Origin of the sequence: Nocardia amamiensis NBRC 102102 (assembly GCF_001612745.1) — a bacterium.
Lineage (GTDB): Bacteria > Actinomycetota > Actinomycetes > Mycobacteriales > Mycobacteriaceae > Nocardia > Nocardia amamiensis.
This window is the reverse complement of sequence record NZ_BDBA01000087.1, coordinates 20,448-43,885: the sequence shown is the minus strand read 5'-3', so window position 1 is coordinate 43,885 and position 23,438 is coordinate 20,448. Positions and strand designations below refer to the sequence as shown.

The window sequence follows — 23,438 nt, the reverse complement described above, 5'->3', positions numbered from 1 at the left end:
GCTCACAGGTCGTAGTCCCAGTACTGCAGCCATTTCACCGACGCGAACAGCAGCAGCGTCAGCGCGTAGAGCACGACGATGACCGCGGCACCGGCGGCGCTGACCCGAAAACCCGCACCGTCGATCGGATCGAGCCAGCGCCGGAATCGGGCCGCGACCGCCGGTGACAGGAAATAGCTCATCAGTCCGACGCTGACGATCTGGCTCAGCCACATCGCCAGCCACGGCTGCGCTCCCATCCGGTCCAGCACCGGGCCCAGGAATCGCGACAGCGTCATCACCGTCGGATACAGCACCAGCAGCACAAGCATGGCGATCTTCCATGTCGGCGTCATCCTGGTCTTGCCGTCGACCGTGCGCACCGTAGACCCGAACGGCGTGGTTTGTGCCTCCACGGTGAAGTCCTCGGTCAGTTTCGCGCGCAACTCCGGCAAGGCGGCGGCGCGCTCTTTCGAGCGCATCCAATCCGCCAGCTGGCCTCCGGTCCGGAACCGGAGCACCGAGAACCAGCTCCCGCTCTCGCCGGACGGGAAGAGGGCGGCGCCCTCGAATCCCGGAAACTCGGAACTCACCGCGACAAGTCGCGCTTCGGTCGCCGCGAATTCGGCTTCTTTGCCGCCGGCAACGCGGTGCCGGAATACACCGATCCCTGGTGGCGGCGATTCTCCTTCGACGATGATCAGGTCGGAGCTCTTGCGGCGAAATCCGAGCGACTCGCCTTCGCTCAGCGAGCGTGCTCGCTCGGGCGAGTCCAGAAAGTGGTGCAGCGATTGCTCGGATCGAAAAGTGACGCTGAAACCCGGCTCCAGCCAGGGATCTTCGGTCACCGCAATGGCGGAATCCACGAATCCCTCGGCGGTTTCCGCAATTTTGGCCGTCCGTGCCAGCCAGGATTGGAAACCCACGTCGTCAGCGGGATGGTGGAAGAAGGTGACGGCGGTCGCGGCGGCGTTCATGGACGGCTTCTAGTGGAGGTCGATGCGGCGACCCCGCACGTAAACCTCGGCGATCGCGGGCTCGCGGAGACCCATCAGCAGTGCGAACAACGTCTGATCCCGTGCCAAAGCAGAGTCTTCGGAACGAATCCCCTGCGCCAGCGCGCTTTCCAGCGACGGAACACGAGCCGGGTCGACGACGACGAAATCGGCTTCCTTGCCGAGGTCGAAGTTTCCGAACCGGCTTTCCATATCCAGGGCCCGCGCGCCCGCCAGCGTGCCGGTGAAGAGCATTTCCGCGGGATGCATCGACACCCCGTCTTCGCCCGGTTCGGAGATGTGCACTTTGAACGCGGCCGACAGCACCTGCGGGATCAGCCATTCGTCGCCGCCACCGAAATCGGTGCCGGCAGCCACCGTGACGCCCGAAGCGATCGTCCGTTTCCACGGCATCGTGCCGGATCCGAGGAACTGCTGAGACACCGGGCAGTGCGCGATCGACGTGCCGGTCTCGGCCATCCGCCGCAGCTCCACGTCCTGGCAGTGCACACAGTGGGCCAGGATGCTGCGCCTACCGAGCAGGCTCTTGCCGCCCTCGGCCGATCCCGGCAGGAACTTCCCGTCGTAGGTGTCCAGGTAGGTGGCCACGTCGTACGCCTGCTTGGTGCTGTCGACCTCCCCGGTTCCAGGACGGTTGTTCTCGTTGAGGTGGCTGTGGAAGTAGACACCACGGTCGCGCACCGAATCGTACAGTTCACCAAGGTTTTTCAATGTCTCGCGGGTGACCGCGAGCGAGAAACGGGGTACGACCGCCACATGGAGCAATGCCGTGCCGACATCGCCGGTATCGGCCGCGTGCCATCTGTCGATTTCTTCGCTGGTCAGCCGGATGGCATCGTCCTCGGTGGTGATCAGCGGCGCCGCAGACTTCTCCCCTGTCGTTTGGATGCCGCGGCCACTGATCATTCGCAGGCCGCGTCGCTGCGTCTCGGCGAACAGTGCGTCTTGCGCATGAGGAAAGGCCGAGCCGAAGACCATCGCCGCCGTGGTGCCCGCCGCGACGCGTCGCTCGCAGAATTCCATGGCCGCCAATTGTGCGAATTCTGGTTCGGCGTAACGAGATTCCGCGGGATAGATGCACCGTTCGAGCCACTCCAGCAGTTGACCGCCGCCGTACGCGTCGCCTGCGAAGGTCTGCGGGAAATGAATATGGGTGTCGACGAACCCCGGCAGAAGGAATCCCGGGCGGTGATCGAACACTTTTTCGGCGCGGTAGCCGGCCGGAATATCGGCTCTGCTTCCGCAGTATGCGATGCGCCCGCCGTCGTCGATTACCAGCGCCCCGTCCGGCACCGCGACCAGCGCGTCGGAAACTTCGCCGGTAACGGGACTACCGGCGATATGAAAAATGTGCCCCAAGTGGACTTGGCTCACTCCACGAGGAGAACACAAATCAATCCGGCGCGGCAGCGGATCGGCGGAAATGGAGTCAGACGCCGCGGGAGAACAACGTCACCGGCGGTGGCATGCGATAGCCGACGAGCTTGATGAATCGTGCGCTCAGGGGGCGTTGCTTCCCGTCCAGCGGACCGGCTCCGACGGTGTTCATCATCCGGTTGATCACGTTGAAGCAGGTGCCCACCCAGACCGCCTCCTCGAACGCTTCCTCGGAAACGCCCGCCAGACGCACCAGCGCGGCGTCCTCGGCGGTCAGCCCGTCCGGATCACGGGCCATTTTCGCCAGGAAGCCGAGCATGACCCGCGCTTCGGGGCGCAGCGGGGAATCGGCGCCATCGGCCAAGGCGCGGGTCACCACGTCGGCATCGACGTACGCGCCCGCGATGGCCTCGTGCGAGGTCGCGCAGAACGGGCACTCGTTGGACTGGGAGGTCTGCGTCGCGAAGATCTCGCGTTCGGCGACGGTCCAGTACGACGGTCCGCGCATCGCGTCCTGAATCAGATCCGACAGCGGCGAACCGAAGAACCGATGCCGATAGAACAGCACCTTCAGCACCGCGGGCACCTCGACGCCGCTGAACCGCCGCATCGTCCACAGCACGAACTTGGTCGGCCGGTCGTGTCCGGATTTCACTGCTTCGAGCCACATTTCAGCGTCCCTCCCAGGCCAGGCGCGCCGCCCGGTAGCGGCGATCGGCCGCCCCGTAGGCGGCGACCGCGGCCGCTTCGAAGATCTCGTCGTCGCTGTGCCCGGCCGCCTTCAGCGCCGCGATGGTCTGCTCGGTGACCCGGTAGGACCGGTTCGCCACCAGATCGGCGAACGTGGCCAACTCCGGCGCCGCGTCCTCGCCCGACTCGGCCCCGCCCGCGGCTTTGGCCCGCAGGACCCGCCGGACTTCGCTGGACAGCCGTCCCGGCGCGGACTCGAGATGTTCGCCGAACCGCCGCCACTTCTCACCCATCGAGCCTCGCATGGACTCATTCTGGCCGACCGTCGCCGTGCCTGCTCGGTTTACGGCTTCCGCTGCCTCCGCGCTCGGCCCGGCAGGGCGCACTGACATACCTTGGTCGGCCGCGCCTGTGATCGCAGGCGCGGCAAGGCGACTCGCTCACCCGCCCTGGTCCTTGCGCAGGACGACCGTGCGGCGGTCGAGGTCGAGGCCGAGCAGCGGGGGCGCGCCTTGCTCCTGCTCGTCACGCAGCATGGACACCGATTCGCGATGGTCGAGCTCCAGTCGCTTGGTGCCGTAGAACATCGCGGTGAACTCATCGGTGAACGTGCCGGAGATGGGGGTGCTGCGGCGGCGCTTGCGTCGTTTGTTCACGGTCAGTTCATAGACCGCGACGAGCACGAGGAGGATCACCCAGCCGGGAATCGACCACTGCAGAACCGATGCCATGCATACCGAAGCTACCAGCGGTCCTCGAGGGTGTCCGGCGCCGAACCGCTCGAGAAATGTCTTTCCGGGGCCGGATATTCGGTGCGATCGGGGGTATACGCCCGGTACGGAAGTGCGGGATGGACGTGACGCGAATGCGCCGTCGGACAGTCCGCGCGGGAATGATGCGCGAGAGAACAATGAGAATCGGAAGTGTCATCGTCTTGATCTGGTTGCTGATCGGCGTGGTCGCCGCGGCACAACGCAACTATTTCGACAGTGGGCCGGTGAACTGCGCCGGTTTCGGCACGATCGTCGTCACGGTCATCGCGGGACCGCTCAACTACCTGGGCGTGAACCCGAAGATCGCGGATTGCAATGTGCCGCAACCGAGTCCGTGATTCAGTCGACCGAAGTTGTCCAACGATGGCCGGGTGGGTACGCCACCCGGCCGGCAATAGCCGGGTCCCCTGTGTCCCGAGCCGGACGATGCCGGGCAGCGTACCTCCACCCATGACGCGCTCTGCGTGAACTGAACCTGTGCCGAGAATCCTGTGCTGCCTCTCGGCCAGCGGTTTGAAAAGGTAGCTGTCGGAAATTCCGGGTATCCCGCTCTCGGGGAGCACGGAAGGAACCGATGCGATGCGCGACCAGGAACCTCGCATGCCGGCCAGGCGCGGAACAGGCTCCCGAATTCTCGGGTTCCTGTTGCTGATGTGGCTGGCCATCGGGCTGCTCGCGGCCGCTCAGCGGCACAATTTCGACAGCGGGCCCCCGATCGACTGCGCCGGATGGGGCACGATCGCCGTGACGTCGCTGGCCGGACCACTCAATTACGTGGGTGTGAATCCGAAGGTCGGCACCTGCGAACTCCCGGAGCCCAGCCGATAATCGCCCGCCTCGGACGGATCGGCTTCCACCGACGTCGGTACCCGTATGCCAACCCGGACTCGAACCGGGAACGAACTCGGCCCCGCTCCCCAGGTCCGGGGTGCGGGGCCGAGCGAATAATTACCGGATCAGCTGACGCCGACCGGCACCTTCGCCGTCTCGGCCGAACGCCGCTGCAGCTCACGCAGCTTCGAGCCTTCGACGTCGATGTCGGGCAGGATCCGGTCGAGCCACTTCGGCATCCACCACGACCACTTGCCCATCAGCACCAGCAGCGACGGGATCAGCACCATACGGACGATGAACGCGTCCAGCAGCACGCCCGCCGCCAGCGCGAAGCCGAACGACTTCGCCGTCACATCGCTTTCCATCAAGAACGAACCGAACACCGAGATCATGATGATCGCCGCCGAGGTCACCACGCGCGCGCCGTGGTGGTAGCCGGAGACCACCGCGTCCTTGGCCGACTTGCCGTGCACGAACTCCTCACGCATCCGGGTCACCAGGAAGACCTGGTAGTCCATCGCGAGGCCGAACACCAGGCCGATCAGCATGATCGGCAGGAAGCTGACCAGCGGATGCGGGTCCTCGATCAGGCCGAGCTTGCCTTCCTGGAAGATCAGCACGGTCGCGCCGAAAGTCGCGCCCATCGAGAGCAGGAACCCGAGCGCCGCGGTGAGCGGAACCAGGATCGACCGGAACACCAGGATCAGCAGGACGAACGCCGCGCCTGCCACGATGGCCAGGTAGGGCACGATCTTGCTGAGCAGCACGTGGTCCACGTCGGCGTAGATCGCCGTGGTGCCGGTGATGCCGTATTCGATGCCGTACTCGGCCTTCAGCTGGTCCTCGGCGTTCCTGGCATCGCGCACCAGGTCCTTGGTGGCCTGGTTGTTGGGTCCGGACTTCGGCACCCCGTCCAGCAGCACGCCCTGCTGGTCCTCGCTCCACTGCGGCTCGGTCACGTAGTCCATGTCAGGGTAGGACGCGAGCTTGTCGCGCAGCGCCTTGACCGCCGCCTCCCGGTTCTCGGCGGGCACGCCACTCAGGTCCGCGGCAACGTTCAGCACGCCGTTGCTGCCCTCGCCGAAGCCTTCGGTGCGCAGCTCGTAGGCCTTACGGATGGTGGAGGTCTTCGGCATGCTGTCGTCGCCGGGCAGGCCGAGGTTCAGTCCGGCGGCGGGCGCGGCGAGCGCACCGAGCACCGCGACGCTCAGGATCAGCGCGGCCCAGGGCGCCCGGCCGATCAGTCTGCCGAAGCGCATGCCGTTGGTGACCGAGGTGTCGTCCTCGGGGTCGTGCTGGGCAACCACCGGCAGCTTCGGCTTGAACAGGAAGCGGCCGAACGCGCCGAGCAGCGCCGGCATCAGCGTGACCGCGGTGAGCACCGCGAAACCGGCGGCGATCGCGCCACCCAGGCCCATGAAGGTCATGAACTCGACGCCGACGATGCCGAGGCCCGCCAGCGCGATGATCACCGTCAGGCCGGCGAACACCACAGCGGAACCGGCCGTGCCGAGCGCGGTGCCCGCGGCCTCCTCCGGCGAATCCTGCACCGCCAGTTCGTGCTTGTACCTGGACACGATGAACAGCGCGTAGTCGATGGACAGCGCGATGCCGATCATCGAGGCGAGGAATGTGGTGAAGCTGGGCACCTCCATCACCGAGGTGCCGACCATGATCAGCGAGGTGGCCGCGCCGAGGCCGATGATCGCGGTGACGATCGGCACGAACGCGGCGACGATGGCGCCGAACGCCACGATCATCACGACCAGTGCGACGGCCATGCCGATCATCTCGGACTTGCCGCTGGGCGCCTCCTGCTTCTGCGCGATCGAGCCGCTCAGCTCGACCGTGAGCCCGGCATTGCGGGCGTCGGCGGCCACGTCGTAGGCGGCGGCCCGATTCTCGTCGGTGACGTCGGTGAACTTCTTGATCGTGAACGGGGCGTTGATCACCGCCACGGTCTCCGGCGCGGTCTTGCTGAGCACGTTCAGCGGTGCGCCGCTGCACTGCGCCGGGTCGGGGGTGGCCAGGCAGCCCATCTTGTCGGCCGCCTCGACCGGGTTGGTGATCGGCTTGCCGTGGTCGATGATGTCGAACTGGCCGAGCTTGGCGATAAACGCTTCCAGCGCCGTACGGTTCGCCGGGTCGGTCAGCTTCTGCCCCTCGGGGGCGGCGACGACATAGATGCCGGTGACCGCGTCGAACTTGAACGCGTCGGACGCGCCGGGGAAGTGCTTGTCGAGGATGTCATTGGCACGGGCGGATGGCAGGTCCGGCATGGTGAAGTCGTTGGTCATCGGCTTGCTGAGCTGTGCGCCCAGGCCACCGAGGAGCACGAACAAGACGAGCCAGACGGGAAGGACTATCCATTTCCGGCGGAAAGCGAACTTTCCCCATCTATACAGGTAAACGGACACGAGTGGTTACTCCTAGCGATGACTGGGACCGTGCTGGGTCTGCCTGTAGACAGCACTCGCGGGACGCCCTGCATGTCCCCGCCTCCACTGACGCTTTCTGCCTACCGTGCGGTAGGTAGACTACCTAGGAAGGAAGCGGAGGTTCAACCTCTATTTTGCGGGTGGCGTTCGCCCGGCGCGCGAGTGATGAGAGGATTCTCGAATGGTTGTCCGTGACACACCCGGCGCTGTTTCCCCAGGTGGAGGCACTAAAGCTGCGATTCGCGACGCCGCGGTGAAGCTGTTCGCGGCAAAAGGATTCGAGCAGACGAGCCTGCGCGAGGTCGCCGATGCGGTAGGAATCACAAAGGCGTCGCTCTACTATCACTACGCTTCGAAGCTCGACCTGCTCTTGGCGATCATCGATCCTATCGTCGATCACATGCGTTCGGTGACCGACGAACTCGACCATATGCAGCACGACGCGGACGGCATCCGCCAGGTTCTGCGGACCTATCTGCGCGGTCTTATCCATCACCGCGACGCGGGTGCGCTGGTCGTACGAGACACGGTGGCGATCATCAACGCCATGGCCGACCGCTACCCGGACTTGATGGACGCCAGTCAGGTCCTGCGCACCTGGCTGGCCGGGCCGGAGGCCACCGCGGAGGCGCAGCTGCGCGCCTGCGCGGCACTCGAGGTGATCGGCGTCGCACTGATCTCCAAGGAACTGGTGCCGGGCGCGGACGACTCCCTGGTCGAGTCGGCACTGCTGGACGCGGCAACCTGTGTGCTCGGCGCGGGTGGCGCCGCGTAGATTCGAGCTACCCACCTCCGGACGCCAGGAGTCACCGCTGTGCACATCACCGCGAAGATCGATTACGCGGTGCGGACGCTGCTCGAGATCGCCAGTGCGCCGCCGCTGAATCACGCTGTAGCCGGGGGCGGCGCACCTGTGGTGCAGGCCGCTCCGGCGGTCAAGGCCGAGGCAATCGCCACCGCCCAGCGGATCCCGCCCAAGGTGCTCGAGTCGGTGCTCGGCGAGCTGCGCCGCGCCGATCTGGTGATCAGCAGACGCGGTCCGGACGGCGGCTATTGGCTGGCCAAGCCCGCGTCCGAGATCTCCATCGCCGACGTGATCCGCACGATCGAGGGCCCGCTCGCCTCGGTGCGCGGGGCGCGGCCGGAGGACGTGCGCTACTCCGGCTCGGCCGAGGCGTTGCAACGGGTGTGGATCGCGCTGCGGGTCAACATCCGTGCGGTGCTGGAGAACGTGACCATCGACGACATCGCGCGCGACCGGCTGCCCGGATTCGTCGAGACGCTCACCGAGGACCCGGGCGCCTGGGCGCGAAGATAACGCCGCACGGAAGGGCATTCATGCTGGTCAGGAAACCCCGCGACGCATCGCACCGATTGCCGGTAGCCTGCGATTCATCATGCTGATCAGACTGCTCCGCACGTATCTGCACCCCTACCGCGCCCAGCTGGCGGGGGTCGTTGCGCTGCAGCTGATTTCCGTCATCGCGATGCTGTACCTGCCGAGCCTCAACGCGGATCTGATCGACAACGGCGTCACCAAGGGCGATCTCGGCTACATCTGGACGACCGGTGTGTGGATGCTCGCCGTGACCGGCGTGCAGATCGTCGCCTCGGCCGCCTCGGTCTATCTCGGCGCGCAGGCGGCGATGGGCGCGGGCCGAGACCTGCGCGGCGCGGTGCTGCACCGCGTCGGCACGTTCTCCGCCAGGGAAGTGGGGATGTTCGGCGCGCCCTCGCTGATCACCCGCAATACCAACGATATTCAGCAGGTTCAGCTGCTCATCGTGATGTCGGCGACGATCCTGGTGATGGCGCCGATCATGTGCGTCGGCGGCATCGTCATGGCGTTGCGCGAGGATCTCGGCCTGTCCTGGCTGCTGTTGATCGCGGTGCCCGCCCTGGGTCTGTCCATGGCCGTGCTGATCTCCAAGATGGTGCCCGGCTTCCGCGACATGCAGGCCAGGATCGACGAGGTGAACCGGGTGCTGCGCGAGCAGATCACCGGTATCCGCGTCGTGCGGGCGTTCGTGCGGGAGCGGCAGGAGACCTGGCGATTCGGCTTGGCCAACACCGAACTGACCGACACCGCGCTGCGCGTCGGCCGGTTGATGGCGCTGATGTTCCCGACCGTGATGCTGATCAGCAATGTCACCGCCGTCGCGGTGATCTGGTTCGGCGGACGCGAGATCGACGCCGGGCACATGCAGATCGGCTCGCTCACCGCACTGCTGTCCTACATCATGCAGATCCTGATGGCCGTGATGATGGCCTCGTTCCTGGCCATGATGGCGCCGCGCGCCGCGGTCTCCGCCGACCGGATCGGCGAGGTGCTGGACACCGAATCCTCGGTCCATCCGCCGCGACTGCCGCAGCCGTTCACCGACGACCCGGCCGTGGTGGATTTCCAGTTCGCCGAATTCGCCTTCCCTGGCGCGGAGAAGCCGGTGCTGAAAGCCATTCGGTTCCAGGTGCGGCCGGGCACGACCACCGCGATCGTGGGCTCCACCGGTTCGGGCAAGACCACATTGGTCAACCTCATTCCCCGGCTGATGGACGTCACCGACGGCGCGGTCTACGTGGGCGGCACCGACGTCCGTCACATTGATCTCGAGCTCTTGCGCTCGCAAATCGGGCTCGTGCCGCAGAAGGCGTATCTGTTCTCCGGAACAATCGCGAGCAATCTGCGCTATGGCAATCCGGACGCCACCGACGAGGAACTATGGCGCGCCCTGGAAATCGCGCAGGCCGCCGATTTCGTCCGGGAGATGCCGCACGGGCTGCAGACGCCGGTCGCGCAAGGCGGGACGACGGTCTCCGGTGGCCAGCGTCAACGGCTCGCCATCGCGCGGGCGCTGGTGAAGAAGCCGAGGGTGTACCTGTTCGACGACTCCTTCTCCGCACTCGACGTCGCCACCGACGCCAGGCTGCGGGAGGCGCTGAAACCCGAGACCGCCGACGCCTCGGTGCTCATCGTGGCCCAGCGCATCGCCACCATCCGGGACGCTGATCAGATCGTGGTGCTCGAGGACGGTGCGATGGCGGGCATCGGCACGCACGAGCAGCTGATCCGGGACTGCTCGGAGTACCGGGAGATCGTCGAATCGCAACTGAGTGCCGAGGAGGCGCGGTGAGACCGGGAATGCCCAGTCCGGGTGCGCCGGACGCCAAAGCGAAATCATTCGGACCCTCGCTGAAACGTCTGCTGCGCAGGCTGGCCCCGGAACGGGTCTACGCCGGGCTGATCGTGCTGCTCGTCATCGTCTCGGTGGTGTTGAACACTCTCGGGCCCTACATCCTCGGCAAGGCCACCAACCTGGTCTTCGACGGCGTGGTCGGTAAGCAACTCTCGCCGGGCGTCACCAAGGATCAGGCGATAGAAGCATTGCGGGCCAAGGGCGACGACACTTTGGCCGACATGCTCAGTGCCATGGACGTGGTGCCCGGCGTGGGTGTGGACTTCGACGCGGTCGCCCGGGTCCTCGGTCTGGTGCTGGTGCTCTACCTCGGCGCCGCCGTCTTCGGCTGGCTGCAGGGATACCTGCTCAACATCGTGATCAACCGGACGGTGAAGCGGCTGCGCAGCGACGTCGAGGACAAGATCCACCGGCTTCCGTTGCGCTACTTCGACTCCGCGCCGCGCGGCGACGTGCTCAGCCGGGTGACCAACGATGTGGACAACGTGTCGCAGAGCTTGCAGCAGACCATGAGCCAGTTGTTGATCTCGGTGTTCTCGGTGCTCGGCATCCTGGCCATGATGTTCTGGATCTCCTGGGTGCTCGCGGTGATCGCGCTGCTCACCGTGCCCGCCGCCATCGTGGTCACCGCGCAGATCGCGAAACGCTCCAAGCCGCACTTCGTCAACCAGTGGAAGTACACCGGCCTGGTGAATGCCCAGGTCGAGGAGGCCTACACCGGGCACGAGGTGGTCACCGCGTTCGGGCGCAACCGAGAGGTCGGCAAGGAGTTCGACCAGCGCAACGAAGAGCTCTACCAGGCCAGCTTCAAGGCGCAGTTCATCTCCGGGCTGATCATGCCCGCCATCATGTTCCTCGGGAACGTGAATTTCGTGCTGGTCGCGCTGGTCGGCGGCCTCAAGGTGGCGACAGGAACCCTCTCGCTCGGCGAGGTGCAGGCGTTCATCCAATACTCCCGGCAGTTCAGCCAGCCGCTGACCCAGCTCGGCGCGATGGCCAACCTGCTGCAATCCGGCGTCGCCTCGGCTGAGCGGATCTTCGAGATCCTCGACGCCGAGGAGCAGATCCCGGACCCGGTGATGGACGATGCCCGTCCGGTCGATCGGGGCCGGGTGGAGTTCGAGGCCGTCTCGTTCCGCTACGAACCGGACCAGCCGGTGATCGAGCGGCTCTCCCTGGTGGCCGAGCCAGGGCATGTGGTCGCGATCGTCGGCCCGACCGGCGCGGGCAAGACCACGCTGGTGAACCTGCTCATGCGGTTCTACGAACTGGACGCGGGCACCATCACCGTCGACGGGGTCGACATCACCCAGATCACCCGCGACCACCTTCGCTCGCGCATCGGCATGGTGTTGCAGGACACCTGGCTGTTCCGCGGCACCATCCGGGAGAACATCGCCTACGGCAACCCGAACGCCACCGAACAGGACATCCTCGCCGCGGCACGCGCCGCCTACGTGGACCGCTTCGTGCACGCGCTGCCCGACGGCTACGACACGATCATCGACGAAGAGGGATCCGGCGTCAGCGCGGGCGAGAAACAGCTGATCACCATCGCACGCGCGTTCCTGGCCAAACCATCCATCCTCATCCTGGACGAGGCCACCAGCTCGGTGGACACCCGCACCGAACTGCTGGTGCAGCACGCGACCGCCGCGCTGCGCCGGGACCGCACCAGCTTCGTCATCGCCCACCGCCTGTCCACCATCCGCGACGCCGACCTGATCGTCGTCATGGAATCGGGCCGGATCGTGGAACACGGCACCCACGAACGCCTCCTCGAGGAGCGCGGGGCGTATTACCGCCTCTACAACGCCCAGTTCGCCGCGGCTGTGTAATTTGCTGCTGGTGGCCTGGTGTGGGCGGTGTCCGGGGAACTGCGAGGATAGCGGGGTGTCCGGTCCCGAATCGTTCTCCTTCACCGTTGGTACGCGTCTGGACGGGCGGCACGGCCGGTCCGGTGTGATCGGTACGCCGCACGGCTCGATCGCCACGCCCGCGTTCATCCCGGTGGGTACCAAGGCGACGGTCAAGGCGGTGCTGCCGGAGACCATGCGCGACCTGGGGGCCCAGGCGTTGCTGGCCAACGCCTATCACCTCTACCTGCAACCGGGCGCCGACATCGTGGACGAAGCGGGTGGGCTCGGCGCGTTCATGAACTGGCCGGGGCCGACCTTCACCGACAGCGGCGGTTTCCAGGTGATGTCGCTGGGCGTCGGGTTCAAGAAGGTGCTCGCGATGGAGGCCGTCGACGTGCGCAGCGACGACGTGATCGCACCCGGCAAGGAACGGCTGGCCACCGTGGACGACGACGGTGTCACCTTCCGCTCGCACCTGGACGGTTCCGAGCACCGCTTCACCCCCGAGGTGTCCATGGGCATTCAGCACCAGCTGGGCGCCGACATCATGTTCGCCTTCGACGAGCTCACCACGCTGCTCAACACCCGTGCCTACCAGGAGCAGTCGGTGCAGCGCACGCACGAGTGGGCGCAGCGCTGCATCGATGAACACGAGCGGCTGACCGCCGCACGCGCGCACCGCCCATATCAGGCGCTGTTCGCCGTCATCCAGGGCGCGCAATACGAGGACTTGCGCCGCAAGGCCTGTCGCGGCCTCGAATCGATCCGGGGCAACGCGGGAACGGGTTTCGACGGCTACGGCATCGGCGGCGCGCTGGAGAAGCACAATCTGGGCGCCATCGTCGGCTGGTGCTGTGACGAGCTGCCCGAGGACAAGCCCCGGCACATGCTCGGCATCAGCGAGCCGGAGGACGTCTTCACCGCCATCGAGAACGGCGCGGATACCTTTGACTGCGTCAACCCGTCCCGGGTCGCTCGCAACGCGGCGATCTATGTCGACACCGGCCGGTTCAACATCAACACCAGCCGCTTCCGGCGTGACTTCACTCCGATCGACGAGTCCTGCGACTGCTACACCTGCGCCAACTACACCCGCGCCTACATCCACCACCTGTTCAAGGCCAAGGAGATGCTCGCTGCCACGCTGTGCACGATCCACAACGAACGGTTCACAGTGCGCTTGGTCGACCGCATCCGGCAGAGCATCGAGGGCGGCTACTTCGACGAGCACAAAGCGGAAGTATTGGGCCGCTGGCGGCGGAATGGTGGTTGATCCGACTCGCGTCCGAGTGGCCGCCGCGCAAGCGACGAAGTCGCAAGCGGCGGTCGCTCGGACACGAGCCACAAAACACAGCTCAGGCTTGCAGTGGGGTGATTTCCATTGGGGCGTAAGTAGGTTCGTGCTTCTTCAGGAATGCGATCACGCGATAGGTGATCGGAAGCACCAGTACTTCGACCATGGTCTTCCAGAGGAAGCCGACGATCACGTAGTTCACGAACTGCTGCCAGGTGTCGATGCCGATGGCGCCCGCGGCGATCGAACAGAAGATCAGTGTGTCCGCGAACTCGCCGACGATGGTCGATCCGATCAGCCTGGCCCACAGATACTTCTCCTTGGTCCGCTCCTTGATCAGCACCAGGGTCGCGGAATTCAGTAGCTGTCCGACGAAGTATCCGGCCAAGCCTGCGATGACGAGCCGGGGCGTCGTCCCGAGAACCGTACGGAACGCCTCCTGGTTCTCATAGAAGCCTGCGGCGGGCAGCCGGATCGCGATGGCGAAGCAGACGACCGTCAGCAGTAGGGCGGCGAAGCCGTAGTAGATGGCACGCCGCGTGGCGCGGAAGCCGTACACCTCGCTCAGCACGTCGCCGAGGATGTAGGCCAGCGGGAACAGGAAGAAGGCTCCGTCGGTGGCGATGGGCAGGATTTGCAGCGGACCCAGCGACACCGAGTGATCGCCGAGGAACTCCACCCCCTTGGTGGCACAGATGTTGGAAATGATCAGCGTCGCGGTGAACAGGGCCACGATCGGTGTGTAGTATCCCCGCGCCACCTGGGCAAATGCCGCATGGTTCGACGCGGGGCGCCCAGACCCGTGTTCTTCAGTGGTATTCGACTCACTCACCCGCATCATCAAACCAGGTTGTGGAATACGCTGTAGCAATGACGAATCCCGGGGACTCCGACGAGTGGTGGAAGCAGTACGGCGGCCAAGGTGTGTCGCCGGAGTCCGGTGGACAGAGTTCGCTGCCGCAGTACCCGAACGCCGAGCAGCCTTCGGGTTATCCGTCGGCGCCGCAGTACCCGGTGCAGCCGCCGTCACAGCCGATGACGCCGCCGCCACAACCGCAGTACCCGTCCTACCAGCAGCCCGCGCAGCCGTATCCGCAGCCGAATTACGGCTACCAGAGTCCTTACCAGCCCTACGGCGCTCCGGTGCAGGGCACCAACGGCGTCGCGATCGGCGCGCTGATCTCGTCCCTGGTCGGGTTCGTCACCTGTGGGCTCGGCTCGATCATCGGCGTCATCCTCGGCGTGGTCGCGCTGAATCAGATCAAGCAGTCCGGCCAGGAGGGGCGCGGCATGGCGCTCGCGGGCATCTGGATCGGTATCGGCGCGTTCGTGCTGGGCTTGCTGTATTTCGTCGTCGTGATCGTCGTCGGGTTTTCCAGCGCGTAGTCGCCGGGCTGGAAAAGCATCAGGGGCGCACCCGAATGGGTGCGCCCCTGCGCATTTCGGACGGCTTATCCGGCCTTGACGACCTGGGTGCCGCCGGCGAACTTGTCGTGCCAGCCCTGCTTGTTCGGGTCCTGGGAGATGGTGATCATGATGTAGATCACCAGACCCAGCGACACGAGGCCGCCGACGCACGGAATGATGTTCGCCGCGATGAACAGGTTGCGCTTCAGCGAGGTGACCGCGTCCACATTGCCGGTGCCGCCGGGTGCGACCACCTTCAGGCCGAGGATCTTCTTGCCGAGCGTGGCGCCCTGCGAGGTCTCCAGGCCGACGAAGTAGCCGAGCTGCACCAGGGTCCAGACCAGGCTGAGCCCGATGGTCAGGCCGAAGGAGTCGCTGACCAGGGCGTACAGGATGAAGTAGGGGATCAGCAGGATGATCGCGTCGATGACGCGGGCACCGATGCGGGTGCCGAGGTCACCCGGCTGACCGCCGTAGTTGTTGAAACCGGGCTGCTGCGGGTACTGGCCGTAGGGTTCCTGCCCGTACTGCGGCTGCTGCTGGCCGTACTGGGGCTGCTGGCCGTACTGCGGCGGCTGCTGCTGGCCGTACTGGGGCTGCTGGCCGTACTGCGGCGGCTGCTGCTGACCGTACTGCGGCTGCTGTCCATACTGGGGCTGACCGTACTGGTCGCCACCCTGCGGGTACGGCTGCCCATACGGCTGCCCGCCCTGCGGATACTGGTTGGGGTCGTACCCACCGCTTGTCATAGTTATTTGTCCTCGTCGATTGATCAGTAGTTGGACCAGTGCGTACGTTACGGACATCCGCTGCGTTGCAACAACCCATTCACGTCGAGTGTCCACGGTTCGCGCGGTAGTGATAGCGGGTCGAAATGCGAGAGTAGCTCGGAGGACGAGGTCGCGGTGTAGCCGAGCGAAGCGGCGAGTGCCGCGACGACTTCCTCGGGCGTGTTGCCGAGATGCCGCCGGTCGGTAAGCGTCACGGCGCCATCCCGTTTCGCCAGCCGCCGTCCGTCTGGGTTGAGCACCAGCGGCACGTGGGCGTACCGCGGCACCGGAAGACCGAGCAGCGTCGCGAGGTATGCCTGTCGCGGTGTCGACGGCAGCAGATCGTCGCCGCGTACCACCTGGTCGACGCCCTGTGCCGCGTCGTCCACCACAACCGCGAGGTTGTAGGCCGGAACGCCGTCGCCGCGGCGCAGCACCACGTCGTCGACCGGGCCGCGGTAGCGGCCGTGCAGGTCGTCGTTCACCTCGAACTCGGTAGCCGTCGCACGCAGGCGCAGCGCGGCAGCGCGGCCCTCGGCGCGCAGGCGGGTGCGCTCGGACGCGCTCAGCGCGCGGCAGGTGCCTGGATAGCCACCCATCGGCCCGTGCGGAGCTGTCGCCGCCTTCTGGATTTCCCTTCGGGTGCAATAGCATTCGTAGGTGAGTCCGGTGGCGGTGAGTCGATCGATGGCCGCCTCGTAGAGCGGCAGCCGTTCGGACTGGCGTACCACGGGGCCATCCCAGTCCACGCCGATCGCGGCGAGGTCCTCCAGTTGCCGCCGCTCGGCGCCGGGGCGCACCCGATCCAGATCATCGATCCGGAGCAGGAAGCGGCGGCCGGTGGAGCGGGCGAACGCCCAGGCGAGCAGCGCCGTGCGGAGGTTGCCCAGGTGCAGATCACCGGACGGGCTCGGCGCGTACCGGCCCGCGCCCGGCTCAGCCACGGGCTCGGCTGGTGAACGAGGACATGCGCACTCCTGCCATGGTAGGAGCGAGGCGATCAGCCGCGCAGACGCGGCCTCAGGTCGGCCTCCGACAGTTCTGCGCCGGCCTCCAGCGCGGCGAGCAGAGATTCTGCGTGGGCGACCAGTCCGGCGCGATCGATACCGTAGGGAACACTATCTTTTTCCGGGGTATAGGCGGTCAATCGGGACACTGCGCGGGCGAGGAGTGTACGCGCGCCTTTGGGATTTCCACGTTGTATGTGTGTCAGACCGACAGCGAACTGCGCCAGCGCCTGCCACAGCATCCGCTCGGCGAACGGCCCGTTCTTCCATGCGGCCTCTAAAACCTCATGTGCGTTGAATGCCAGTCCGTCGTCCAGCAGTTGCTGGGCGAAGGTCAAGGTTTGCTGGGGTGGCAGATCTAGATCATCCGGAATTCGGGCGACTCCGGTGCCGCCCGGCGGCAGCGGGCGCCCGAGGCGGTCGCGCGGGCGAGCATTACGGGCGCGACCTGCGTCGTCGCGATCGCGTTCGACCATAGGTTCCATCATGCACGGCTGCGGCGGCGCCGTCGACGCGGGTCGCGGCGGTCGCCGAATTGTCGGCCGATAACAGAGCAATCACATCCGTCAAAAAGATTGTGGTACGCCAGTGCGAAGAATGAATGCCAGTGCCTGGCAATGTTCCCGCAACTCTCTTCCTTCGCAAACGTGTGTGGCTACGATGATTGAATAGACAAGAGGCGGGCAAACTTTCGATGGACCTGCTAGTGTTGGCCCGCGGGGAGAGGCCCCGCGCGAGGTTAATTTCCTCTCGAACTCCATGTGCGATATCAACGCACCGGGAAAGTGCGCTCTACCAAGGGTGCACTTCGGGATTCGGCTTTCAGCCGAGTGCCGAGGCTAGCTGGAACAATGTCAGGAGAAATCTATCTCGCTCTCGACGCAGCAAAGGAGCTAGTGCCGTGGAAGTTGATTGGGCGGGCGCTGTGTGGCGCAAGAGCACATACAGCGGCCCGGATGGAAACTGCGTAGAAGTCGCTTTCCTCGGGGACGGCGATGTCGCGGTTCGTGACACCAAGGACAACGGATGTGGCCCGGTCTTGGCCTTCGTGCCGAGCGAGTGGGATGCGTTCCTAGTGGGGCTCTCGGCGGGGGAGTTCCGGCGCGGATAAACCGCACTGGAGCAGCCTGAGCCAGGCAAAGCGGGCCCCGGGTCGCATGGACTCGGGGCCTTCGCGGTTTTCCGTGGACGAGTTTCGGCGCCGTCCGATCATCAATGGGCGGATCCGTTTCCGTTCGCCCGCTCTTGGACCTTGCGCAGCACGGCGAGCTGCTTGCGTTCCTCTTCGTGTTCGGTCGCGAAGTGCCGCTCGCTCTCCTGGCGCGGATCCGCGCGCAGGAAGCTGCCGGTTCCCGGCTTGCCCGCAGCGCCGAGCTTGCTCATCTTCTTCGGGACCGGGGCGCCCTGGTACTCCAGCGGCATCGGGTGACCGTGCTCGTCCACCGGGCCGAGCGGTTGATGGATCTCGATGTACTCGCCGTGCGGCAAGCGCTTGATCACACCGGTTTCCACGCCGTGCTCCAGCACCGCGCGGTCGCTGCGCTGCAAGCCCAGGCAGATGCGGTAGGCGAGGAAGTAGGCCAACGGCGGCGCGAGCAGAAGCCCGATCCGCCCCACCCAAGTCGTCGCGTTCAGCGAGATGTCGAACTTGTAGGCGATGATGTCGTTCACGCAGGACAGCGTCAGCACCACGTAGAACGCGATCGTCATCGCGCCGATCGCGGTGCGGACCGGCACGTCACGCGGGCGCTGCAGCAGGTTGTGGTGCGGGGCCCGGTCGCCGGTCAGCCGTTTCTCGATCCACGGGTAGCTGATCAGCAGGACGAACACCAAGGTCATGATCACCGCGACCCAGAACACCGCGGGCACGGTGTAGTTACCGATGTATATCTCCCACGGCGGCATCAACCGGGCCATGCCGTCGGTCCACATCATGTAGAAATCCGGCTGCGAGCCCGCCGACACCTGCGAGGGGTTATAGGGGCCGAGGTTCCAGATCGGGTTGATCTGGAAGACGCCGCCCATGATGCTGACGACGGCCAGGGTGAAGGCGAAGAACGCGCCCTGGTCCGCGGCGAACACCGGCACGATGCGGGCGCCGACCACGTTGTTCTCGGTGCGGCCGGGGCCGGGGAACTGGGTGTGCTTCTGGTACCACACCAGGGCGATGTGGGCGGCGATCAGCGCCAGGATGATCCCGGGGAACAGCAGCACGTGCGCGATGTACAGGCGCGGGATGATGATGTCGCCGGGGAAGTCACCACCGAACATCAGCCAGTGCATCCAGGTACCGATGATCGGGATCGAGATGGTGATGCCGGAGAACGCGGCCCGCAGACCCGTGCCCGACAGCAGGTCATCGGGCAGTGAGTAGCCGAAGAAGCCTTCGAACATCGCCAGGATCAGCAGCAGCGAGCCCATCACCCAGTTCGCCTCGCGGGGCTTGCGGAAGGCGCCGGTGAAGAAGATCCGGAACAGATGCACGATGATCGAGGCCGCGAACAGCAGCGCCGCCCAGTGGTGTACTTGGCGGACGAACAGGCCGCCGCGCACCTCGAAGGAGATGTTCAGCGCCGTCTCGTACGCCCGCGACATGGTGACGCCGCGTAGTGGCTGGTACGAACCGTTGTAGACGACCTCCGCCATGGAGGGGTCGAAAAACAACGTCAGATACACGCCGGATAGCAGCAGGATGATGAAGCTGTAGAGCGCGATCTCGCCGAGTAGGAACGACCAATGCGTCGGGAAGACCTTGTTGATCGAGCGCTTCATGAACGCGGCGGCCCTGTACCGCTCGTCCGCCTCATGGGCTTGCATAGCGATTGTGCGAGCTAGATCTGTAGCCATGGCCGACACCCCGCCGTGGGTGAGAGTGGTATCTGTTCCTACTACAGACGGTAGCAGAGCTTGGCGGTGGAATCGATGGGGTTTTCCGGCCGGTTGTGGAACAAGATCGTGCACACTTACTCCGGGCTTGCCGGATGTGGTCGCAAGCGAGTCGATATCGTTTTACTTGTGAGCGCGATGGCACCGCAGGACGCGGCGATGTACTGGTTGTCCCGGCGCACGCGCAATGATCTGTTTCTGCTGTATTGCTTCGCGGATTCTGGACAACCGACCGAAAAACTGCGCGCCGCTGTCGCCGAACGTAGCGAACGGCTCGCAGACCTGCGGGTGCGCCTGCGCGAACTGCCCGCGGACATCGATTACCCGTCCTGGACCCCCTGCGAATTCGACGCCCAGCAATTCGTGGAACACCAACTGCCTGAGCCTTATTGGTCGCGGTTGCTGGATGCGCTCGGCGATGTACTCGGCACCGGTGTCGATGCCGCAGTGCGTCCGTGGCGATTGCATGTGTTCCGCGGGATCGTCGATGCGCCAGGGCCGGGGAACGGTCCCGCCCTGGTGGCGGTGCTGCAGATGTCGCATGCGCTTGCCGATGGACGGCGGGCCTCGGCGATCGCGCGTGCGCTGTTCAGCGCGTCCGCCCTGGACGAGGATGTCGTGTCTCGGGTCGGTCGTCGCGCGAGGTTGGTACCTGGAGGTGGCGGTGTACTGGTCGATTCGGCTCTAGGCCTGCTGCGTGTGCCGGTTCGGCTGGCGTCGACCGCGGTCCGGGGTCACCAAGCCTTTCGGGCGCAGCAGCAACTCGCGCAATTGACCGAGAGCGGCCGACTTCCCCCACCCGGAGCGGGTTTCCCGCCGAGCCCGGTGAATCGGCCCGTGGCCGAGGGGATCTCGCGGCATGCGGTACGCATGCTCGTATTCTCCGCCGAAGACCTGCGGGTACCCGGTCGCACCGTGACCGTTGTCGTCCTGACGGCGGTGTCGTTGGCGCTCGTTCGCTATCTGGCCGATCGAGAAGGATCCGCGCGGCGCTTGGGCGCACAGGTGCCGATGGCCCTGCCGGAGTCGTCCACCGAGCGTGGCATCCACCCGCGCAACAATTACCGCAGTCTCGGCGTCGACCTGTTCACCGACGAGCCGGACCTGCGCCTGCGCGCCGACAAGATCGCCGCCGCGCTCGCCGAGCGACGGCTGCGCGCTCAGCACCCCCTGCTGTCCGCGCAGGATCGGGTCACCGCGGCCATCCCGGCGCCGTTGCTGCGCCGCGACGTCGACCGCTATCCGGTCGACACCGTCCCCGACTCGATCGCGGGTCACACCGTCGTCTCCAGCGTCGACCGCGGTCCCGCCGATCTCGCCTTCGGCGGCGGCCAGGTCCGGTTCACCGCAGGCTTCCCGGCTCTGGGCTCTGTTATGCATCTCACCCATGGTGTGCACGGCCTCGGCGACACCGTCACCGTCTCCGTGCACGCCGACTCCGAGGTCATAGCTGATGTCGACGCCTACGCCGACCTGCTCCGCTCCGGCATGAAAGAAGTCATCGCCGCACTGTGAGTGACGGACCGGCTCCGCACGCGAGGATCAGGCTCGGGCAAGGGCCGGTTGGGGCGCGGCATGCGCGAGTTCGCTGGAGACCTTGATCTCGAGTTCGATCCGCGTCGCGCTGATCACGGAGCGTTCTTCCTCGACCGTGTTCTCGATCGCCCGCGACCACAGCGCCTGGATTTCCGAGATCTCCGCGCCGGTGGCCTCGCCGTCGAGTTCGATGCCCCTGCGCTGCAGGGTGATGTTCAGCGCCGCGCTGAGCGTGCGCATCAGATCCGCACAGCGATTGGGCAGCTTCCGGTGCGCCACCACGCGCAGGCTGCTGATGAAACCCACCGAACCGGCGATGGTTTGGCGCAGCTCCGCACCGATCCGATCCAGCTCGTCGTCCGCCCAGCGGTCGCAGTGCATCAACTGCTGACGGACCTCGCTGGAGATCGCCAGCACGGAAGAGACGGCGGTCAGCACGGATTCCCGCCGCCACTTGTCGTGTTCCCGGCGCTCCGCCGCCGCGTTCGTCAGCTCCACATTCCGCTGCGCGGCATCGAGCGTGACCCGGTTCCGCTCGTCCGCGGCGGTGAGCGCGGCGCGATTCGTGCGGTTGTTGACCAGCACGCCGACCAATGCCGCAACGGCGACGATGAGGGAACCGAAGAGTGGAAGCCACTGAGTCACGGGGAGATCATCGCATCGTAATCGGAAGTCGCACAGTCTCGATCGCACGATTCAGAATCGCCGAGGAACCCGAACCCGAGTCTGTTCCCGCTACCCGCCGAGGTCCGCTAACGGATCATCCGCAAGTCGAGGAGCTTTCGGCTCCGCGTCCTCGGACTTGCCTTCCCCGGAGCGCGTGTGCCGGAGCAATCCAACGGCCGCGATGGAGAGTAGAGCGGCGACTGCGGCGCAGCTGAGGGCAGTGGTGTTGAGACCGTTCGTGAACGCTTCGCGGGCCGAAGCAAGCAGCGCGTCGCCGAGTTGCCCGGGAAGGTCCGCCGCGGCGGCGCTGGCACCGGCAAGAGAATTCCCGGCCACGTTGTCAGCGGTGATCGGAATCCCGGCGGGACTGGTACGGGCGACTTCGGCGCGGTAGATCGTGGTGCCGAGGACACCCAGGACGGCGACGCCAACGGCAACGCCGAACTCCATGCTGGCCTCCGACATCGCCGCTGCCGAGCCTGCTTTTTCCGGCGGGGCGGTCCCGATGACCAGGTCGGTGCCGAGCACCATCAGCGGGCTGGTGCCGATGTAGACCAGAACGAAACCCGCCACCAGCATCGGCAGTCCCCCCGCGCTGTCGACGAAGGCGAGCATCAGGTAGCCGATCGTCGCGATGGCCAGGGCTGCGCCGACGATGTAACCGGGCTCGATTTTGCGGGCGATGACCGGCGTCAGGATCGACGTGACGATCAGCGCGAATGCCGAGGGCAACAGCCACAATCCGGCTCCCAGCGGAGACAACCCGCGGACCAATTGCAGATACTGCGTGATGAATAGATAGATTCCGCCGACCAAGCCAAGGCTGACGAGCAATATCAGCAGCGCCGCGCAGAACGACCGGTCGCGGAACATGCGCAGATCCAGGAGTGGTTCGGTGAGCGCGCGTTGCCTGCGGCTGAAGATCCAGCAGAAGACGCCGCCGGTCACGATCGCCGCAACAGGCATGGCGGACGGGCCCGCTTCCGAGAGCTTCTTGATGCCGTAGACGACGGGCAGGATGGCGCACAGCGACAGAACCACGCTGGGCAGGTCGACCCTGCCCGCCGCGCTGTCCCGGTATTCCGGCAGTAGCGCGGGAGCGGTTATCAGCAGCAGCGCCATCACGGGCACGCCCAGCAGGAAGACCGAACCCCACCAGAACGACTCGAGCATCACACCGCCGATTATCGGACCGGCAGCCATCCCGGCGGACAGGCATGTGGCCCACACGCCGATCGCCATCCCGCGCTGCCTGGCGTCGGGGAACATGCTGCTGATCAGCGCCAGGGTGGAGGGCATCAGGGTGGCCCCCGCGATGCCGAGAACCGCGCGTGCGCCGATCAGCAGGAGGGGACTGGACGCGAACGCGGCGAGCACGGAGGCGGCGCCGAACGCGGTCGCACCCAGCATCAGCAGTTTGCGCCTGCCGATACGGTCACCGATGGTGCCCATCGTGATCAGGAATCCGGCGATCATGAACCCGTAGATGTCGGCGATCCACAGTTGCTCGATGCCGGTGGGCCGCAGGTCCGCTGTGAGATGCGGCATGGCCAGATAGAGCACGGTGACGTCCATGGCCAGCAGCAAGGTGGGCAAGGCGAGCACAGCGAGACCGATCCATTGGCGTGGACCGGCGGGCAGGGGCTGGATCCGTGCTTCATGCAACGGTTCTCGATCGGTCATGCCGGTTACGCTAAAGTCTCACATCTATG

23 protein-coding genes are annotated in these 23,438 nt (G+C 65.8%); 10 read left to right on the top strand and 13 right to left on the bottom strand.

Features of this window, described 5'->3' with window-relative positions; all coding sequences use genetic code 11:
- Window positions 1-2: 2 nt before the first annotated feature.
- The 5 genes from NA4_RS17885 to NA4_RS17865 all read right to left on the bottom strand — a co-directional run bounded on the left by NA4_RS17885 (window position 3) and on the right by NA4_RS17865 (window position 3,793).
- A complete protein-coding gene (locus NA4_RS17885; protein ID WP_067470894.1) occupies window positions 3-956 on the bottom strand; it encodes an antibiotic biosynthesis monooxygenase in 954 nt (317 codons plus the stop codon).
- Between the two features lie 9 nt (window positions 957-965).
- Window positions 966-2,369 (bottom strand): amidohydrolase family protein, encoded by a 1,404-nt coding sequence (locus NA4_RS17880; RefSeq protein ID WP_067470892.1) that lies wholly within the window; start codon window positions 2,367-2,369, stop codon window positions 966-968.
- Between the two features lie 55 nt (window positions 2,370-2,424).
- Window positions 2,425-3,042: a carboxymuconolactone decarboxylase family protein gene (locus NA4_RS17875; protein ID WP_067470891.1), complete on the bottom strand. Its 618-nt coding sequence runs from the start codon at window positions 3,040-3,042 to the stop codon at window positions 2,425-2,427.
- Window position 3,043: 1 nt separating this feature from the next.
- A complete protein-coding gene (locus NA4_RS17870) occupies window positions 3,044-3,367 on the bottom strand; it encodes a hypothetical protein (protein ID WP_157129103.1) in 324 nt (107 codons plus the stop codon).
- A 135-nt stretch (window positions 3,368-3,502) separates the two neighbouring features.
- Entirely contained in the window at window positions 3,503-3,793 is a 291-nt protein-coding gene (locus tag NA4_RS17865) for a DUF6191 domain-containing protein (protein ID WP_067470887.1), read from the bottom strand.
- A 179-nt stretch (window positions 3,794-3,972) separates the two neighbouring features.
- Between NA4_RS17865 and NA4_RS17860 the strand changes: the two genes are divergently transcribed.
- The gene (locus NA4_RS17860; RefSeq protein ID WP_067470885.1) at window positions 3,973-4,173 is read left to right on the top strand and encodes a hypothetical protein; all 201 of its coding nucleotides are present in this window, start codon (window positions 3,973-3,975) and stop codon (window positions 4,171-4,173) included.
- A 262-nt stretch (window positions 4,174-4,435) separates the two neighbouring features.
- Window positions 4,436-4,663 carry a hypothetical protein gene (locus NA4_RS17855; protein WP_067470924.1) on the top strand — a complete coding sequence of 76 codons (228 nt, stop codon included), beginning with the start codon at window positions 4,436-4,438 and terminating at the stop codon, window positions 4,661-4,663.
- Between the two features lie 128 nt (window positions 4,664-4,791).
- Here NA4_RS17855 and NA4_RS17850 read toward each other — a convergent pair whose 3' ends face one another.
- The gene (locus tag NA4_RS17850) at window positions 4,792-7,086 is read right to left on the bottom strand and encodes an MMPL family transporter (protein WP_067470883.1); all 2,295 of its coding nucleotides are present in this window, start codon (window positions 7,084-7,086) and stop codon (window positions 4,792-4,794) included.
- Window positions 7,087-7,288: 202 nt separating this feature from the next.
- On the opposite strand from NA4_RS17850, the gene NA4_RS17845 reads away from it, so the two are divergent.
- The 5 genes from NA4_RS17845 to tgt all read left to right on the top strand — a co-directional run bounded on the left by NA4_RS17845 (window position 7,289) and on the right by tgt (window position 13,433).
- A complete protein-coding gene (locus NA4_RS17845) occupies window positions 7,289-7,882 on the top strand; it encodes a TetR/AcrR family transcriptional regulator (RefSeq protein WP_067470881.1) in 594 nt (197 codons plus the stop codon).
- A gap of 39 nt (window positions 7,883-7,921) precedes the next feature.
- The gene (locus NA4_RS17840; protein WP_067470879.1) at window positions 7,922-8,425 is read left to right on the top strand and encodes an RrF2 family transcriptional regulator; all 504 of its coding nucleotides are present in this window, start codon (window positions 7,922-7,924) and stop codon (window positions 8,423-8,425) included.
- Window positions 8,426-8,504: 79 nt separating this feature from the next.
- Entirely contained in the window at window positions 8,505-10,238 is a 1,734-nt protein-coding gene (locus NA4_RS17835) for an ABC transporter ATP-binding protein (protein WP_067470877.1), read from the top strand.
- 8 nt (window positions 10,239-10,246) lie between these two features.
- The gene (locus tag NA4_RS17830) at window positions 10,247-12,139 is read left to right on the top strand and encodes an ABC transporter ATP-binding protein (protein ID WP_067470875.1); all 1,893 of its coding nucleotides are present in this window, start codon (window positions 10,247-10,249) and stop codon (window positions 12,137-12,139) included.
- Between the two features lie 55 nt (window positions 12,140-12,194).
- The gene (gene tgt / locus NA4_RS17825) at window positions 12,195-13,433 is read left to right on the top strand and encodes a tRNA guanosine(34) transglycosylase Tgt (RefSeq protein WP_067470873.1); all 1,239 of its coding nucleotides are present in this window, start codon (window positions 12,195-12,197) and stop codon (window positions 13,431-13,433) included.
- A gap of 82 nt (window positions 13,434-13,515) precedes the next feature.
- Here the strand turns inward: tgt and NA4_RS17820 are convergent, their stop codons facing one another.
- Window positions 13,516-14,292 carry a queuosine precursor transporter gene (locus NA4_RS17820; RefSeq protein ID WP_067470922.1) on the bottom strand — a complete coding sequence of 259 codons (777 nt, stop codon included), beginning with the start codon at window positions 14,290-14,292 and terminating at the stop codon, window positions 13,516-13,518.
- 32 nt (window positions 14,293-14,324) lie between these two features.
- On the opposite strand from NA4_RS17820, the gene NA4_RS43270 reads away from it, so the two are divergent.
- The gene (locus NA4_RS43270; protein WP_084497197.1) at window positions 14,325-14,840 is read left to right on the top strand and encodes a DUF4190 domain-containing protein; all 516 of its coding nucleotides are present in this window, start codon (window positions 14,325-14,327) and stop codon (window positions 14,838-14,840) included.
- A gap of 65 nt (window positions 14,841-14,905) precedes the next feature.
- Here NA4_RS43270 and NA4_RS17810 read toward each other — a convergent pair whose 3' ends face one another.
- The 3 genes from NA4_RS17810 to NA4_RS17800 are packed head-to-tail and all read right to left on the bottom strand — an operon-like array spanning window position 14,906 to window position 17,114.
- Entirely contained in the window at window positions 14,906-15,610 is a 705-nt protein-coding gene (locus NA4_RS17810; protein WP_067470871.1) for an RDD family protein, read from the bottom strand.
- Between the two features lie 47 nt (window positions 15,611-15,657).
- Entirely contained in the window at window positions 15,658-16,575 is a 918-nt protein-coding gene (gene gluQRS / locus NA4_RS17805; RefSeq protein WP_067470869.1) for a tRNA glutamyl-Q(34) synthetase GluQRS, read from the bottom strand.
- A gap of 56 nt (window positions 16,576-16,631) precedes the next feature.
- The gene (locus NA4_RS17800; RefSeq protein ID WP_067470866.1) at window positions 16,632-17,114 is read right to left on the bottom strand and encodes a DUF309 domain-containing protein; all 483 of its coding nucleotides are present in this window, start codon (window positions 17,112-17,114) and stop codon (window positions 16,632-16,634) included.
- Between the two features lie 425 nt (window positions 17,115-17,539).
- On the opposite strand from NA4_RS17800, the gene NA4_RS40480 reads away from it, so the two are divergent.
- Entirely contained in the window at window positions 17,540-17,749 is a 210-nt protein-coding gene (locus NA4_RS40480; RefSeq protein ID WP_067470865.1) for a DUF397 domain-containing protein, read from the top strand.
- Window positions 17,750-17,850: 101 nt separating this feature from the next.
- On the opposite strand, the gene qcrB is transcribed toward NA4_RS40480, so the two are convergent.
- A complete protein-coding gene (gene qcrB / locus NA4_RS17790) occupies window positions 17,851-19,485 on the bottom strand; it encodes a cytochrome bc1 complex cytochrome b subunit (protein WP_067470864.1) in 1,635 nt (544 codons plus the stop codon).
- A 177-nt stretch (window positions 19,486-19,662) separates the two neighbouring features.
- Here qcrB and NA4_RS17785 point away from each other — a divergent pair, with 177 nt between their 5' ends.
- On the top strand, window positions 19,663-21,039 hold the full coding sequence (locus NA4_RS17785) for a wax ester/triacylglycerol synthase domain-containing protein (RefSeq protein ID WP_067470863.1): 1,377 nt from the start codon (window positions 19,663-19,665) through the stop codon (window positions 21,037-21,039).
- A 27-nt stretch (window positions 21,040-21,066) separates the two neighbouring features.
- On the opposite strand, the gene NA4_RS17780 is transcribed toward NA4_RS17785, so the two are convergent.
- Together NA4_RS17780 and NA4_RS17775 are read right to left on the bottom strand one after the other, a co-directional pair.
- A complete protein-coding gene (locus NA4_RS17780) occupies window positions 21,067-21,705 on the bottom strand; it encodes a hypothetical protein (protein ID WP_067470861.1) in 639 nt (212 codons plus the stop codon).
- 90 nt (window positions 21,706-21,795) lie between these two features.
- Entirely contained in the window at window positions 21,796-23,409 is a 1,614-nt protein-coding gene (locus NA4_RS17775) for an MFS transporter (RefSeq protein ID WP_067470859.1), read from the bottom strand.
- Window positions 23,410-23,438: the final 29 nt, after the last annotated feature.